Annotated in this window: 11 protein-coding genes; 7 read left to right on the top strand and 4 right to left on the bottom strand. The window is 49.3% G+C overall.

The genetic code is table 11. The features are described from left to right. Positions 1-6: 6 nt before the first annotated feature. On the top strand, positions 7-1,155 hold the full coding sequence (locus GILYN3_RS09675) for a PilT/PilU family type 4a pilus ATPase (protein WP_049722792.1): 1,149 nt from the start codon (positions 7-9) through the stop codon (positions 1,153-1,155). A gap of 44 nt (positions 1,156-1,199) precedes the next feature. Here the strand turns inward: GILYN3_RS09675 and ruvX are convergent, their stop codons facing one another. From ruvX to gshB, 4 genes are read right to left on the bottom strand one after another with little or no spacing between them, the layout of a single operon-like run. Next, positions 1,200-1,667 carry a Holliday junction resolvase RuvX gene (gene ruvX / locus GILYN3_RS09670; protein WP_049722791.1) on the bottom strand — a complete coding sequence of 156 codons (468 nt, stop codon included), beginning with the start codon at positions 1,665-1,667 and terminating at the stop codon, positions 1,200-1,202. Further along, positions 1,660-2,256: a YqgE/AlgH family protein gene (locus tag GILYN3_RS09665; RefSeq protein WP_049723898.1), complete on the bottom strand. Its 597-nt coding sequence runs from the start codon at positions 2,254-2,256 to the stop codon at positions 1,660-1,662. The genes ruvX and GILYN3_RS09665 overlap by 8 nt, the downstream gene beginning before the upstream one ends. A 60-nt stretch (positions 2,257-2,316) precedes the next feature. Further along, positions 2,317-3,222, bottom strand: a complete 906-nt coding sequence (locus GILYN3_RS09660; protein WP_049722790.1) for an energy transducer TonB — start codon at positions 3,220-3,222, stop codon at positions 2,317-2,319. Between the two features lie 2 nt (positions 3,223-3,224). Beyond that, positions 3,225-4,187 (bottom strand): glutathione synthase, encoded by a 963-nt coding sequence (gene gshB, locus GILYN3_RS09655; protein ID WP_049722789.1) that lies wholly within the window; start codon positions 4,185-4,187, stop codon positions 3,225-3,227. Positions 4,188-4,496: 309 nt separating this feature from the next. Here gshB and pilG point away from each other — a divergent pair, with 309 nt between their 5' ends. The 6 genes from pilG (at position 4,497) to GILYN3_RS09625 (ending at position 15,988) form a co-directional block, all read left to right on the top strand. Beyond that, on the top strand, positions 4,497-4,892 hold the full coding sequence (gene pilG / locus GILYN3_RS09650; RefSeq protein WP_049722788.1) for a twitching motility response regulator PilG: 396 nt from the start codon (positions 4,497-4,499) through the stop codon (positions 4,890-4,892). Between the two features lie 55 nt (positions 4,893-4,947). After that, positions 4,948-5,310 (top strand): twitching motility response regulator PilH, encoded by a 363-nt coding sequence (gene pilH, locus GILYN3_RS09645; RefSeq protein ID WP_049722787.1) that lies wholly within the window; start codon positions 4,948-4,950, stop codon positions 5,308-5,310. Positions 5,311-5,383: 73 nt separating this feature from the next. Continuing rightward, positions 5,384-5,929 carry a chemotaxis protein CheW gene (locus GILYN3_RS09640; RefSeq protein WP_049722786.1) on the top strand — a complete coding sequence of 182 codons (546 nt, stop codon included), beginning with the start codon at positions 5,384-5,386 and terminating at the stop codon, positions 5,927-5,929. Between the two features lie 218 nt (positions 5,930-6,147). Beyond that, positions 6,148-8,367 carry a methyl-accepting chemotaxis protein gene (locus tag GILYN3_RS09635; RefSeq protein ID WP_049722785.1) on the top strand — a complete coding sequence of 740 codons (2,220 nt, stop codon included), beginning with the start codon at positions 6,148-6,150 and terminating at the stop codon, positions 8,365-8,367. A 37-nt stretch (positions 8,368-8,404) separates the two neighbouring features. Further along, positions 8,405-9,268, top strand: a complete 864-nt coding sequence (locus GILYN3_RS09630) for a CheR family methyltransferase (protein ID WP_049722784.1) — start codon at positions 8,405-8,407, stop codon at positions 9,266-9,268. A gap of 12 nt (positions 9,269-9,280) precedes the next feature. After that, entirely contained in the window at positions 9,281-15,988 is a 6,708-nt protein-coding gene (locus tag GILYN3_RS09625) for a hybrid sensor histidine kinase/response regulator (RefSeq protein ID WP_049722783.1), read from the top strand. Positions 15,989-15,992: the final 4 nt, after the last annotated feature.

The raw sequence follows: 15,992 nt of genomic DNA, 5'->3' as shown, positions 1-15,992 counted from the left end.
CACATAATGGATTTCAATCGATTACTGCAACTGATGGTAGACAAAGGTGCATCGGATTTATTTATAACTGCCGGCGTGCCGCCATCGATCAAATTGCACGGTAAAGTGGTGCCAGCAACGGCAACTGCATTAACCCCCGAGAAAGTGCGGGAGCTGGTGTTGTCGGTGATGAACGATAAGCAGCGCCGAGAGTTTTTAGAGTCTAAAGAGCTTAACTTTGCAATCAGTGCGCGGGGAATCGGACGGTTTCGTGCTAGTGCGTTTTATCAGCGCAACTTGGCTGGCATGGTGTTGCGTCGTATCGAGACGATTATTCCTCGCGTCGATGATTTGAATTTGCCCGAAATTATTAAAGAGTTGGCTATGACCAAGCGTGGCTTGGTGATGTTTGTGGGGGCAACCGGTACCGGTAAGTCCACCTCGCTGGCCGCAATGATTGGGCACCGTAACCGCAATTCGAAAGGCCATATTATATCGATAGAAGATCCAATTGAATTTATCCATCAGCACGAGGGGTGCATCATCACCCAGCGCGAGGTGGGTATTGATACCGACTCGTTTGAGGTCGCGCTAAAAAATACGTTGCGTCAGGCTCCGGATGTTATTTTGATTGGTGAGGTTCGTTCGCGTGAAACCATGGAGCATGCGATTGCCTTTGCTGAGACTGGCCATTTATGTTTGTGTACCTTGCACGCCAACAACGCTAACCAAGCGCTGGATCGGGTAATTCACTTCTTTCCGGCTGACCGTCATCGCCAGCTGTGGATGGACTTGGCGCTTAACTTAAAAGGCATTGTGGCGCAGCAACTGATTCCCACGCCCGACGGTCAAGGCCGGCGCGCTTGTTTGGAGGTGTTGCTCAACACCCCGCTGGCGTCAGACCTGATTCGCAAGGGCGATGTGAGTGAGCTTAAAGAACTGATGAAGAAGTCCAATGAGTTGGGTATGCAGACCTTTGATCAGGCGTTGTACGCATTGTACGACAATGGTGAGATTACCTATGAAGATGCCTTGTCGCACGCCGATTCGCCTAACGATTTGCGCCTGATGATTAAACTTGGCTCTGAAACTGATGCGGCGTATCTTTCTAATGCCGCCGATGGTTTATCAATGGAAGAGGAAGAATCCGGTGCTGGTCGTGGACGAATGTTCTAGTTGACCTTGACGTGTAAGTTTGATGAATGGCGAAATAGCTTTCGCTATTCATCAAGTGAGCTATTCATATTTCCGTTTAACCAATCTTCTAAAATGATTCTGGCGGCGATGGCGTCGACGGGATCATTTTTGTAATGCCTAGATCCCCCTCCTGCTAAATGCTCGCCTTTGGCTGCAAAGCTGCTCAGTCGTTCATCTACCATTTGTATCTGTACGCCAAAGCGGCCGTGAATGCGATTGGCAAATTTGCGTGCTCTTGGGCAAAGCTCGCTATCGCTGCCGTCCATGTTAAGTGGTAATCCTATTAATACCAAGTCTGGCTGCCACTCGTCGAGTAGCTTACCAATCTCATTCCAGTTAGGGATGCCATCGCGCGCTTTTAGTTGGGTAAGTGCGCGTGCGCTGCCGGTTAATGTTTGGCCAATGGCGACCCCAATATTTTTAGTGCCGTAATCAAAACACAATAAAGATTGTGGTTTTTGTTGGATGGGTTTTGGGGGGGGGCTAGGCATGGCCGGCGGTGCTAGATATTAAGTTGAGGTCGATGCCCAAGTAGCGTGCGGCTGCGGACCAGCGCTGTTCGACGGGGGTGTGAAATAAAATCTGCGGATTGGCTGGTACCGTTAGCCAAGCGTTGTCAGCTATTTCTTGCTCGAGCTGATCGCCGCCCCAGCCTGCGTACCCCAGAGCCACCAAGTAGTGCGCAGGCCCCGTGCCTTCGGCTAAAGACTTAAGGATGTCGCCGGAGGTGGTTAGGCATATTTCGGTCGAGAGCTCGGCAGTCGATTGCCATTGTTGTGTGGTGTGGGGGTGTAAGACAAAGCCGCGTTCTGTGCTTACAGGTCCGCCGGCTAATACTTGAGCGTGGCCCGATGGGTTGTTCTCGGTTAATTCTAGCTGCTCAAAGATATCGCTTAATGCTAGCCCCAGTGGGTGATTGATGATCAGCCCCATAGCGCCATCGGCATTGTGTTCACAAATATAGGTAACACTGTGGGCAAAGTGTGGGTCGCTCATGCCGGGCATAGCGATCAAGAATTGGTTGCGCAATGAGCCTAGCTCAAATGTATTGAGATTGGGCCGAGGGGGCAGTGTATCCATACTGTCAGTATTAGGGGGCGGCGGCGTAAACTCAAGCATTGATTGGTATCGTGAGTCCGGTTAGTGAGCGAGGTTGCGGGTAGTTAAGCCGTCGATTTCAAACGACCAAGTGCGAATAATGACTAGCTGATCGGTATCTTGTCTAATCTCGGCGGGAAATGGCGCAAACGGTGCTGCGAGTCTCACGATTTGTAAGGCTGCTTGATCGAGTAAGCTTACCCCGGATGACTCTAGTAGTGATAGATCACGAATAGTGCCGTTGGGGTTGAGGGTGACGGACAGTCGCAAGTTGCCGGTGATCCTTTGGCGTAACGCTTGCTGAGGGTAGTTGTCGTTACCGACTTGTTCAATCTTAGCGCTCCAGTTGTGTAAATACTCGGCGCCGGTGGAACTGCGAGTGGCGACCGAGGTGAGGCGCCGGATACGTGGGCGTTTTGCATACTCTTGTCGTTGGCGATCGAGCTTTGCTTGTAAGCTAGCGATCTCGGGGGTGATAATTGGCTGCTCTTCGGGCAGCCCCTGGCGCTCTACTTCTTCGCGCAGGCTCTCTTCATCAAGGCGGCGCAGGCGCTGCCGTTCGGCGTTGGCGCTACTGGTGATTACTTGTGTTTGTTGTTGGTTGCTAGCGGTGGCGGCAGCGGGCATGGGGGCTGGGTTCACTTCGCGAATATCTGGCGCGGCAAAATCGGCACGATGTTCTGTGGTGAGCTCGCGGCTTTGCTCTTCGGTGCCGCTGGCTTCTTGGTTGTGCTGGGCAAGAAACTCCGCGTCCTCAGGTGCTAGATCAGCTTTGTGATTGGCTAGGGTGATCTCAAGCGTTGGCGCCAGCGTGTCTGGGTCGGGTAGCTTAAACGTTAGGCCAAAAATAATCAGTGCGTGAGCGATAATCGCGATAAAAATCGTAAAGCTCAAGCGCTCGGTTGATTTGACCGAGGTGTCGATGCCAACGGCAACATTAGACGCCATAATTAACCTTGTGCCCGGTACTTGAGTTCGGCCTCGAGCGCTAGCATCAAGCGCTCGCCAATGCGAGTGTCGTAAGCGGCATCAATTTCGCGCACGCAGGTGGGGCTGGTTACATTGATTTCGGTTAAATAATCGCCTATCACGTCAAGGCCAACAAAGTATAAGCCGCGGGCCTTAAGTTGCTCGGCAACTTGGCTCACAATCCAGTAGTCGCGCTCGGTTAACGGCTGCGCTACACCGCGGCCACCGGCTGCTAGGTTGCCGCGGGTTTCGCCTTCGGCTGGTATTCGAGCCAAGGCATAGGGCACGGGTTCTCCTGCAACCACTAGAATGCGTTTGTCACCATTGCTTATTTCGGGAATGAACTTTTGCGCCATGGTTAGGTGTTTGCCGTGGCCGGTGAGCGTTTCAAGAATGACGCCGACATTGGGGTCGTCTTGCTTACAGCGAAAGATACTGCTGCCACCCATGCCGTCGAGCGGTTTAAAAATAACGTCTCCGTGCTCTTTGTGAAAGCTTTTAAGTTGAGCCATTCGGGCACTGACGATCATTGGTGGGCAGCACTGTGGAAAGTGGGTGGCGAAGATTTTCTCGTTGCAGTCACGTAGTGACCGAGGGTTGTTGGCCACTAGTGCGCCTTGTCGTTCCGCCGCTTCAAGGATGTAGGTGCTGTAGATGTATTCGGTATCGAACGGCGGATCTTTGCGCATCAAGATTACATCAAGCTCGCCCAAGGCAATATCGGTTGCCGGCGCCAAGTCGTACCAGTGGTCGGCATTGTTGTAAACGGTAAGTGGGTGAGCGTTAGCGCGAGCTGTCTCACGTTCGAGGTAGAGATCTTCTGGTACCATGTAAACCAGCTTCCAGCCGCGTTCTTGAGCGGCCAGCAATAGCGCCAAAGAGGTGTCTTTGTAATAGGTAATGCTCGCAATGGGGTCCATTACGATGCCAAGGGTCAGGCTCATAGTGTCGGGCTCAAGCTAAAAAGTGACAGGGCTGTATATATTGCGCCGTTAAGTTAACGGCTTGCCGGAGTTGGCGCAAGTGCCTGTAAGTCATAATTGTAAGTAATATTAAACAATGAAAAAGTATATTTTGTGTATATATTCAGTGATTTATAGATAAACCTTAAAAACTATGTTAAAAATCCTGCTAGATAAATAAATCCGTAGAGCGGTTGCGGTTAAACTCAATGCGTACTATTGTGCCACTGAAAGTGTGAACTCTGTCGCAACCTAAAACACTCTACAATAACAGCGCAAAGGTCAGCACCTATGGACGTTAGTTTGGAAAGTCTGAAAGTAATGGTGATCGACGACAGTAAAACGATTCGTCGCACAGCAGAGACGCTACTTAAAAAAGCTGGTTGTACGGTAATAACCGCGACCGATGGCTTTGACGCACTCGCAAAAATCGCCGATTCAAGGCCCGATATTATTTTTGTCGATATCATGATGCCGCGCTTAGATGGTTATCAAACCTGCGCTTTGATCAAAAACAATACTGAGTTTAAGTCAACGCCAGTCATTATGCTTTCTAGTAAAGATGGTCTGTTCGATAAGGCGAAAGGCCGAATCGTAGGGTCCGATCAGTATTTGACTAAGCCGTTTAGTAAAAGCGAGCTGCTTGGGGCAATTGAAGAGCATGTAAAGCAAGCCAAGGCGTCTTAACGTCGGCTGTAAAACATTCATTATCTATGAGCTAACCGCGTAACTTGGGGATCCTATGGCTAGAGTACTTATTATCGACGACTCGCCCACTGAAACTTATAAACTAACTACCATGCTGGAAAAAAATGGCCATGCTGTTTTAACCGCGCCGAATGGTGAGGAAGGTGTGGCGCTGGCTAAAAAAGAGCTGCCTGACGTTGTGTTGATGGATATTGTTATGCCTGGGTTGAATGGTTTTCAGGCGACTCGTCAACTGACTAAAGCACCAGAAACCGCCAAAATTCCCGTTATTATTGTTACCACCAAAGATCAGCAAACAGATCGTGTTTGGGGGATGCGTCAGGGCGCACGCGCTTATTTGGCTAAGCCGATAACCTCTGAAGTCTTAATGGCTTCGATTAACGAGGTTATGGCTTAACACGTCGGGTAGTGACGCAGGCGACTTATGCCGCGTCAGAGTCAGACACAATAGATAAAAACGGACTCGGAACATGTCAGAACAATCGAGTGCATTCACGGCATTGGCCAGCTTGGCCAGTAGTTGTCGGGCAGCGGCGAAAGGTCTGCCTGCCCAGATTGATGCACGCCCGCAGTGGAGCGGTATCGGCTTTACCTTGCTTGGCGGTCACTTTGTGGCGCCGATGGACGAGGTGTCCGAGATGCTTGAAGTTCCCAGTTATACACATTTACCTGGCGTTCAATCGTGGGTGCGTGGTGTGGCGAATGTTCGAGGGCGTTTGCTGCCGTTGTTCGATTTAGCTGCTTTTTGTGGTGGTCGCTTGGTAGGTGGGCGCAAGCGCCGCCGAGTGTTAGTGCTTGAAACTGAAGAGTTATACACGGGCCTTATAGTCGATCAGTTGCTGGGTATGCAGCATTTTCCGGTCGATGAATTTATGCCCCATAACTCTGAGTTAGTGGATGGTTTGCGGCCTTATGCGCAGGGTAGCTACGCCCAAGCAGAAAATACATGGAATGTGTTTCGTTTATCAATACTTGCGCAAGACCAACGATTTACCAATGCGGCAAAAGATATTTAAAGTATTGGTTTGTAGTGCCGTTCGCCAGCTAGAGCACTAGTAATTGATAATGTAAGTCGGCGAGTAATATAGCAGGCAGCATTACGCTGCGATAAAACAACATTTGTCATAGGTTTGTGCAGTGCCAGAAGAGAGCTTTAAAGTCAGCTCAGTGAGTTACCTTTAAATTCTCGGCTAACAATGAACAACAATGATGCAGAGTCGGTCAGGAGTGTGTAATGAAAACTGAGTCCAGAACTATTGCCGCGACGCTTAAGGGCAATCCCGCGATTGTTTTTGTAAGCGTTTTGCTGGTGGCGCTTATTGTTGCCATGGCGGTAATCTTCACCATTGTCAATCGTGACAGTGATCGAGATGACTTCTATGAGCAGCAGGCCGCGGAACTACGGGCTCAGGCCTACCGGCTGACGTCTTTGGCTCGTGATGCCACATCGGGTAACGAAGCGGCCTTTGGCGAGCTAGATATCGTGGTAGATACCATGAGTGCCACGTGGGAGCGGTTGCGAACATCTGATCCGCGTACCCGAGAGCAGCTTAGCGCTGAATTTGGTGCGTTTGGCTTGGTGTGGAACGATATTAAGGTCAACGCCGAGTCGATCTTAAAAAACCAAGAAGCCATTGTTTTTATTAACAGTGTGGGTAACGAGCTGAATAACAACCTGCCAACCTTGCAGGCGCAGCACAGCAATATTGTAGAAATTCTACTTGAGGCGGGCGCTCCCGCAGAGCAAGTGTCGCAGGCGCAGATGCAATCTTGGCGTGCAGAGCGTATCGGTCGGAACGTGGATAAAATGCTCCGTGGTGACGCCGACGCCGATAAAGCCGCAGACCAGTTCAATCTAGATGCTAGTCTTTATGGTCGGATGTTGGCTGCGATGCAGGACGGTGATGAAATGCTCGGTATCTCGCGAGTATCAGACCCAGATGCGCGGGCTAGTTTGGAAGAAATTGCACAGCTATTTCAGGGTGTGGGTGACTCGATCCGCGATATTTTTGAAGGCGCACCAGCGCTGTTCTCGGCGCGGCAAGCGGAAGAGGCCATTATTACTCAAACGCCGGCTCTTTTGCAGGCACTGAGTGATATCGCTGATAAGATTTCGATTCAGGCTACCGAGCGGCCGCTGAATAACACCTTGCTGCTGGTTATTGCCGGTTTGATTCTTGCGAGTTTGGCCTTTGTCGGTATATTTCTATATCGCGGTACGCGTCGTCGCTTGGCTGTTACCGCCGAGGCTAACGAGCGTAACCAAACTGCAATTTTACGATTACTAGATGAGTTGGCCGACTTGGCAGATGGTGACCTGACCACTACTGCAACGGTAACTGAGGATTTCACGGGTGCGATTGCTGACTCTATTAACTACACCATTGACCAGCTGCGGATCCTGGTAGCGCGAATCAATGAAACGGCCGTAAACGTATCGGCTGCTGCGCAAGAAACCCAGCAGACAGCACTGCACTTGGCCGAGGCCTCTGAGCACCAGGCGCAAGAAATTGCCGGTGCATCGGCTGCAGTAAATGAGATGGCGGTGACCATTGACCAGGTATCGGCCAACGCCTCTGAGTCGGCAGCGGTTGCGGAGCGCGCGGTATCGATCGCGAGCAACGGCGCCAAAGTGGTACAGAACACTATTCACGGTATGGATACGATTCGTGAGCAGATTCAAGATACTTCGAAGCGTATTAAACGATTGGGTGAGTCGTCACAAGAAATTGGTGACATCGTATCCTTGATTAACGACATTGCTGACCAAACCAACATCCTAGCACTTAACGCTGCGATTCAGGCCTCGATGGCCGGTGACGCAGGTCGAGGCTTTGCGGTGGTAGCGGATGAGGTACAGCGTCTTGCGGAACGTTCTGCGGCGGCAACCAAGCAGATTGAAGCGCTGGTTAAAACAATTCAGAACGATACTAACGAAGCGGTTATCTCGATGGAACAAACCACCTCTGAGGTGGTTCGCGGTGCTCGTCTGGCGCAAGACGCTGGTGTGGCACTAGAAGAGATTGAGGGTGTATCGACCTCGCTGGCAGAATTGATTCAGAACATCTCTAACGCTGCTCGTCAGCAAGCATCGTCTGCTGGTCATATCTCCAACACGATGAACGTGATTCAAGAAATTACCACGCAAACTTCTGCGGGTACGAGTGCCACGGCACAGTCGATTGGTAATCTTGCGGCGATGGCCCTCGATTTACGTGAGTCGGTAGCGGGCTTTAAGTTGCCAGAAGAAGACACCGGCGCACGCGATAGCTTTGATGCTGACCTTGCATCATTCGATGGCGCCACTAACGCGGGTGGCACGGCTTCTAGCGACTTAAATAATTACGACGAAGTTGTTGATCTTGGCGCGGCAGATGTTGTTGACCTGAGTGACGAAGTGGATATCGAAATAGACATCGACGCCGATGATGAGTCTGATCACCGTCATGTATAAATTGTCCTCTGGGCGGACGCTGATTGCGTAATTAAATATGGGCTGGTCGTTACGGACAATAATCGATCTCAGTGATAGTGAATTTGAGCTTTGGAGTGAATTGTTAGAGGCGCGCGCGGGTATTCAGTTAGCCTTAGCGCAAAAATCGCTTCTTCAATCACAGCTTTCTATTCGCATGCGAGAGTTGGGTTACGAGCGTTATAGTGATTATTACTCGCTGGTAACAGATGGCCTGCAAGGCCGGCTGGAGTGGTCGATTCTGATCGATCGAGTGGCGGTAAAGGAGACGAGCTTTTTTCGTCATCGTCAGTCGTTTGAGTATGTGCGCCATTTTTTGCAGGATAAAATCAATAATCGTCAGTTAGAAGACAGTTTTGATGTTTGGAGCGTGGGTAGTTCTACCGGTGAAGAGCCCTACTCGCTGGCCATGGTCATCAACGATTGCTTTGAGCTGGCACAGCTCGAACCCTATTATGGGGTTACAGCGCTGGATATAAGTTCGACAGCATTGGCCAAAGCTCGATTGGGACGTTATTTACCTCGTGCCATAGAGCAAATGAGTGCAGAAGAGGCGCAACGTTATTGCAGCTTGTGTGACGATGGCAGCTATGAGATCGCGCGCAAATTGCGAGATCGAGTCTGTTTCACGCACGGGAATATTTTACAACTAAATGATATTCCCAATGTGCCAATGGATGTGGTGTTTTGTCAGAATCTGCTGGTATATTTTCGCCGCTGGTTGCGTCGGGATATCCTCAACAATCTTGCAAACCGTCTGAAACCAGGTGGATTGTTGGTGGTTGGCCTCGGTGAGGTGATGGACTGGGAGCATCCTAGTATGGCGCGAGTGGCCAACGACAAAATCCAGGCTTATATACGGGTCGAGAAAAAACAACAATGAGGAAGGCGCTAGATGGCTGACAATCGCAACTTTGCGGCTCTCGACTGGGTTATTCATGAAATAGCCGAGACCTTGAAGCAAGCGCGACAATCGCTCGAGTCTTACGTGCAGGATACCAATGATAAGGCACGCCTGCGCTTTTGCTTGACTCATATCCATCAAGTACGCGGCAGCTTACAGATGGTGGAGTTTCACGGCGCAGCGATGCTTGCCGAAGAAATGGAGCAGCTTACTCAGGCGCTTATCGGTGGCTCTGTTACTAATGCAGGTGAAGGGCAAGAAGTGCTTATGCGCGCTATCTTGCAGTTTCCGATATACCTCAATCAAGTAAAAGTGAGTCGTAACGACAATCCATTAGTGGTGTTGCCGTTATTGAACGATCTGCGCACTGTGCGCGGTGAGAGCTTGCTGTCGGACACTAATTTATTTATGCCAGATATGACGCCTGCGCGGCAAATATCTGGTGAGCGTATGCCTCTTGCAGATGACAATGCTCAGCTGATTGCGATGGCAAAAAAGCTACGTCAAATGTATCAGTACGCTGCAGCTGGTTTTATTAAATCTGTAAATCCAGATGAAAACTTAAGCTACCTCAGTAAAGTATTCTCACGCCTCTATCGGTTAACCGCTGGCACTGCTCGCCAGCCATTGTGGCTTGTTGCTCAGGCATTGACCGAAGCGCTGGAGATGGACGCTATTGAGTCGAGCGTCTCGATTAAAAATTTATTACGTAAATTAGATCGTGAAATTAAAGCCTTGGTGCTTCATGGTACGGCAGCGTTAGACACTTTTAGTGATGATGATTTAGTTAAAAACCTGCTTTATTACGTAGCCCGGTCGGGTAAGCATACGCCAAGCTTTGGTGCCAGCTCTAAGCTCAAAGAAGTGTATGAGCTTTATCAGTTAGATAACGCATTGCTTGAAGGCAAAGAGCAAGGTGAAAGCCACGATATTTTATCCAGTCCCGATCCGGATGCGATGCGCTCGGTTGTTACCGCGCTTAAAGTTGAGCTGGATGGCGTCAAACGCGCATTGGATGAATGTTTGTCTGGTGTCGATACTCAGCAACCATTGGCCAATGCGGTAGGTATACTCAAGCGAGTCGGCGATACCATGGCGGTGCTAGGTATTGGTGATTTGCGCCGTTCGGTGATCGAGCAAGGGGCAGCCTTAGAGCTTGCCATGAGTTCGGCTACAGGTCTGTCTTCAGGGCAGCTGCAAGGCGTTGCTAATCATATTATTGATATTGAAGGTGAGCTTGACGTATTAGCTTCTAACGCCGGGAAAAGTGTAGCGAAGCAAGTAAAAGATCAAGCCGGCATGACTCTATCCGATGCAAAAACATCGGTTATGCGCGAATCGCGTAATGGTCTTGAGCACGCAAAAGATTCTATCGTTGAATATATTGCCTCGCAGTGGAATCGTGATCATCTAAATAATGTACCGCAAATGTTGCGCGATATACGCGGCAGCTTAGAGATGATTCCGCTACCTCGCCCAGCGCGAATTTTAGGCGCTTGCGCACGTTACATCGAAGAGCAATTACAGCAGAAAGTACAGACGCCGGAGTGGTCAACACTCGATACCTTGGCCGATGCTATTACCAGTGTTGAGTATTATTTAGAACGCTTAGGTGGTGAGAGTAGCGAAGAAGAGAACGAGCTGCTGTTAATGGTTGCCGAAGAAAGTGTCGAGCAGCTTGGCTATGCAGTTACTCAGTTTTCTGGTCGTGGACAAACTGCCACGGCAGACGTGTCGCTTGAAAATAAAAGTGATTCAAGCGATGAAATTGAGCAAATATTACCGTCAGTACCAAACGATCAGAGCATAGAGGCTGATGATGCGGTGTCGGCACTGCTGCAAAGTGCTTACACTCAGGCGCTAGAGCCTGACGCTAATGATACCGAAGATCATGATTTGGCCGTCGACTACGTACTAGGTGATGACGGTACTAGTGATCTTGAAGTTTCCAACAATGATCCTGTGGATGAAGTGATTCCAGCTCTCGATGTATCAATCATCGAGCCGGAAGATACGAGTGTCCCTGCGCCTGTCGAAGACGATATTACTATCGATGATGATGACATCGTCGATGACGAAATTCTCGAAATCTTTATCGAAGAGGCGGGTGAGGTTAGCGAGGTCATTGCAGAATTCTTCCCGCTATGGGCTGATGATTTTGATGACAGCAACTCTTTAACTGAATTCCGACGTGCATTCCATACCTTAAAAGGTAGTGGCCGGATGGTGGGCGCCAATGACATTGGTGAACTCGCTTGGTCGGTCGAGAATATGCTTAACCGAGTCATCGACGGCACGATTGTGCCTGGGCGGCTCAATGTTGTATTTATCGAAAATGTTCGACTTAAATTGCCGGCAATGATTGAAGCTTTTGCCGCGCGTGAGGCGACCCCAGATATCGCAGGGGTTACTCGGTTACGCGAACAAGGTGAGGCATTGGCTCGAGGCGAAGTGCCGACTGATTTAGAGCCGTTTAGCAGTGCCGATCTTGGCAGTGACGCTGTTGCAAATGACGCACTTCCCACAGAAGAGTTAGCTGCAGAATTAACGGGCAACGAGTACTCTGTCATTGAAGAGGATGAAGATAACTCATCCGACGACGGTCAACTCTGGCAGATTTTTGGCGTAGAGGCGCTATCGCATCTGATCATTGTTGAAGAGTTCATTGATCGTATGGAGCAAGCGCGGCCATTGTTTGAACCGCCTAGTGATGATATGCAACGCGCACTGCACACATTAAAAGGCAGTGCACATATGGCCGACGTTACGCCAATTGCCGAGCTTGCCACGCCACTAGAACGATTTGTTAAAGAGCTACGCAGCTACCAAGTAAATATTAATGACGATATCTTGCAGTTGTTACGTGATGGTGTGACCTACACCCGCTCAGCCTTAGAAGATATCGACCGTAGTCGCGATTTAATGATTCCGCGATTAGATCAATATTTGGCGCGGGTAGATGAGTTGCGCGAGCTTTATGTGGCACCGCTTGCGCTACTGCAGCAGACGGATGCTGGTGGTAAGCGTCCGGTCGATCCTGAGTTGCTTGAAATTTTTATGGCCGAGGAGATGAACTTACTTCTTGATGCCGATCAACTTATTAATGCATGGCAACAAAACCCCAGTCATATCGCCCAGCTACAGCCTATTATTGATGAGTTAAAGAATCTGACTCGTGGCGCGGCCCATGCCAACTTGCCTCCCATGGCGAGTTTAGGTGACAAGCTGTATCAGGTGTATCAACGCATCGTTGCAGGTGAGTTAGATTGTGAGCCGCCGTTGTGTGAAGCGCTTATCGCCACACATGCCGCTCTATTGGATATGGTTGATGCTATTGCTGCAGGACAAAATTTACAGCCCATTCCGCCGGATGTAGATGCTGTCTTAAGCCGGTTGCTTGAGGGTTCGGTGTCTAGTAGCAGCCTATTACTTGAAGACAGCGTTGATATTGAAGCTTCAGAAACGGAAGTTCATTTGCCTGATGGCTACTCGACGGATAATGTCGACGATGGTATTAAAAGTGTTGATTCTGAACTTGTAGATGTTGATGAAATTGAGTTGTCGGCAGATGTTCCAGGTGTTGATGAAGACAATGACGCTCATTCAGACGTCGAACAAACCTTTGCAAATGATCCGGTAGCGTTTGATGGCATAGTCGCGGACGAGCTAACGGATTCGGAGCAAGAGGCCGAGAATGTTGATGCTGTCAATAACGCCAATTCTGATGCCGAACAGACTTTAGTCGATGATCTCGTTGCTGTTGATGGCATAGTTGCGGATGATAAGCTAACGGATTCGGAGCAAGAGGCAGAGATTGTTGTTGATGTCGTCAATGACACTAATGCAGAAATTGAACAAGTTTTAGCCGATGATTCGGTGGCGATTGATGGCATAGTTGCGGACGAGCTAACGGATTCGGAGCAAGAGGCAGAGATTGTTGTTGATGTCGTCAATGACACTAATGCAAATGTTGAACAAATTTTAGCAGATGATTCGGTGGCGATTGATGGCATAGTTGCGGACGAGCTAACGGATTCGGAGCAAGAGGCAGAGATTGTTGTTGATGTCGTCAATGACACTAATGCAGATGTTGAACAAACTTTAGCCGATGATTCGGTGGCGATTGATGGTATAGTTACGGACCAACAGAACGAGTCCGAGCAAACTGTCGAGAATGAAAATATTGCTGAGCAAACAGCATCAATCGCAAACGAAGTTGTCGATACCGATTATGCCGCCGAAGTTGAGATAGAGGACGATCTCGATCAAGAAATTCTTGAAATTTTCATGGAAGAGGCCGGTGAGCTGAGTGAAGACATTGAGCGCTCGATGCACGATTGGCAAGAGGATTGGAGTAACACAGATTGCGTTGAGGAGCTAAAGCGTACACTGCACACACTTAAAGGTGGCGCACGGTTGTCTGGTCTCAATGAGCTGGGCGATTTAACTCACGATTACGAAACAATGGTTATTGATCTTAATATCAATGATATGGATCAAGCGACTTTTAGTAAGCTTTTAAACTATCAAGATCAAATCCATCATTGCATACAAGTGGTGCAGGCGAAGTTACACGGCACAGAAGTGCCCGAAGCGCCTGAAGCCCCCAGCGCGACGGTCAGCGTAGAAAGCGCTGTTGATAACAGTCAAAGTGCGACGCTAGAACAAGAATCAAGCACGGATATTGCAGAGCCCCAAGCTCAGCCATCGCAATCGATCGAACCCGCTAAAGTATTACCATTTGCGCCGAAAACGAAGCCGGCTGTTCAATATGGGTCGAGCGGTTCTGCCCCGACAGGTGGTGGCGCAGTTGCAACCCCTGGTGGTCAAACCCAGCATTTGGCTGCAAAACGTAGCGGTCCCCAAGAGGTTGTAAAAGTATCAGCCGAGTTACTTGAGGAGCTGGTAAACCTTGCTGGTGAAACGTCTATTGCTCGGGCGCGTATTGAAGAGCAAGTGGGCGATACCGGTGTTGCGTTAGATGAAATGGACGCAACTATTGAGCGTTTGCAAGAACAGCTGCGTCGATTAGATATAGAAACAGAAGCACAGATTTTGTTTCGTCAAGAGCAGATGGCAGCCCTAGATGATTTTGATCCACTGGAAATGGATCGCTATTCGGCACTGCAACAATTGTCGCGTTCGTTGGTAGAGTCTGCGTCTGACTTGTTGGACTTGCGAATGACGTTGGTGGATAAAAACCGCGATACCGAGACGTTGTTGTTGCAACAGTCGCGAATTAATACAGATTTGCAAGAAGGCTTAATGCGTTCGCGCATGGTGCCTTTTGCTCGCTTGGTGCCAAGGTTGCGCAGGATTGTGCGGCAAGCGGCAAACGAGCTGGGTAAAGAAGTTAGTTTTGAGCTGGATAATGTAGAAGGGGAATTGGATCGCTCGGTGCTCGAGCGAATGATTGCACCTTTAGAGCATATGTTACGTAACGCAGTCGATCACGGTATTGAGACAGCCGATGAGCGTAGCAAAAGCGGTAAAAATGATGTCGGTGTTATCTCTCTGAATTTATCTCGTGAAGGCGGTGATGTTGTGCTGCGCTTGGTGGACGATGGCCGTGGTATTAATTTAGAGCGCGTGCGTGCTAAAGCGATCGAGCGAGGTTTGATGACGCATGAGGCACAATTGTCTGATCAAGATGTGATGCAGTTTATTTTGCATGCAGGCTTTAGTACGGCCGATAAAGTAACGCAAATATCCGGCCGAGGCGTCGGGATGGATGTTGTTCACTCCGAGATTAAACAGTTAGGCGGCTCAATGTCTATTAACTCCCATTGGGGGGAAGGCACTGAGTTTACCGTACGTCTGCCGTTTACGGTCTCGGTAAACCGCGCCTTGATGGTACAAATTGGCGATGATCTGTACGCGATTCCTCTAAACACTATCGAAGGTATTGTGCGGGTAAGTCCATTTGAGTTGGAACATTATTATCAAGATGAGCAAGCTCGTTTTGAATACGCTGGCGAAAATTACCTAGTGCGTTATTTGGGCTCGTTACTCGATAGCGACTCGCTGCCTAAGTTAGATGGCCAGGCATTACCGCTACCAATTGTTTTGGTGCGCAGTGCCGAACACACCATGGCTCTGCAGGTTGACAAACTGTTGGGCAGCCGAGAAATTGTCGTGAAAACACTTGGTGCGCAGTTTAGTAAAGTGCGTGGTGTGTCGGGCGCCACGGTGATGGGGGATGGCTCTGTTGTTGTTATTCTTGACCTCCATGCACTGATACGTGAGCAGCTTGCGCTGGGCTTGAGTGAATCCATTTTACTGGAGCCACACGCTAGAGCTAACGCCGTAGATAAAGAAGACGACGAAAAAACAGTTATGGTTGTTGATGATTCGGTGACTGTGCGCAAGGTAACTGGGCGCTTCTTAGAGCGAGAAGGCTATCGTGTGGTAACCGCTAAAGATGGTGCCGAGGCGATTTTGTTACTGCAGGATAGTATCCCTGATGTTATGTTGCTTGATATTGAGATGCCACGAATGGATGGTTTTGAAGTGGCAAAAAACATACGTACAAGTTCGCGCTTAAAACACTTGCCGATTATTATGATTACTTCGAGAACGGGTGATAAACACCGCAATCGTGCTTTAGATCTGGGGGTTAACCGTTATATGGGTAAACCTTATCAAGAAGATATATTGCTGGGAAACATCCAAGAGTTGATCGAAGAGCAGGACGCTTAGTCGA

The sequence above is a fragment of the Gilvimarinus polysaccharolyticus genome, from assembly GCF_001187555.1.
GTDB classification, from domain to species: domain Bacteria; phylum Pseudomonadota; class Gammaproteobacteria; order Pseudomonadales; family Cellvibrionaceae; genus Gilvimarinus; species Gilvimarinus polysaccharolyticus.
Note: the sequence above shows the minus strand (reverse complement) of the source record. Positions and strands in the feature narration are given on the sequence as shown.

What these genes read in the sequence shown, in the direction of transcription:
- GILYN3_RS09675 (WP_049722792.1), top strand. Translation starts at nt 7, where the DNA reads ATGGATTTCAATCGATTACTGCAACTGATGGTAGACAAAGGTGCATCG.
- ruvX (WP_049722791.1), bottom strand. Translation starts at nt 1,667, where the DNA reads ATGCCTAGCCCCCCCCCAAAACCCATCCAACAAAAACCACAATCTTTA.
- GILYN3_RS09665 (WP_049723898.1), bottom strand. Translation starts at nt 2,256, where the DNA reads ATGGATACACTGCCCCCTCGGCCCAATCTCAATACATTTGAGCTAGGC.
- GILYN3_RS09660 (WP_049722790.1), bottom strand. Translation starts at nt 3,222, where the DNA reads ATGGCGTCTAATGTTGCCGTTGGCATCGACACCTCGGTCAAATCAACC.
- gshB (WP_049722789.1), bottom strand. Translation starts at nt 4,187, where the DNA reads ATGAGCCTGACCCTTGGCATCGTAATGGACCCCATTGCGAGCATTACC.
- pilG (WP_049722788.1), top strand. Translation starts at nt 4,497, where the DNA reads ATGGACGTTAGTTTGGAAAGTCTGAAAGTAATGGTGATCGACGACAGT.
- pilH (WP_049722787.1), top strand. Translation starts at nt 4,948, where the DNA reads ATGGCTAGAGTACTTATTATCGACGACTCGCCCACTGAAACTTATAAA.
- GILYN3_RS09640 (WP_049722786.1), top strand. Translation starts at nt 5,384, where the DNA reads ATGTCAGAACAATCGAGTGCATTCACGGCATTGGCCAGCTTGGCCAGT.
- GILYN3_RS09635 (WP_049722785.1), top strand. Translation starts at nt 6,148, where the DNA reads ATGAAAACTGAGTCCAGAACTATTGCCGCGACGCTTAAGGGCAATCCC.
- GILYN3_RS09630 (WP_049722784.1), top strand. Translation starts at nt 8,405, where the DNA reads ATGGGCTGGTCGTTACGGACAATAATCGATCTCAGTGATAGTGAATTT.
- GILYN3_RS09625 (WP_049722783.1), top strand. Translation starts at nt 9,281, where the DNA reads ATGGCTGACAATCGCAACTTTGCGGCTCTCGACTGGGTTATTCATGAA.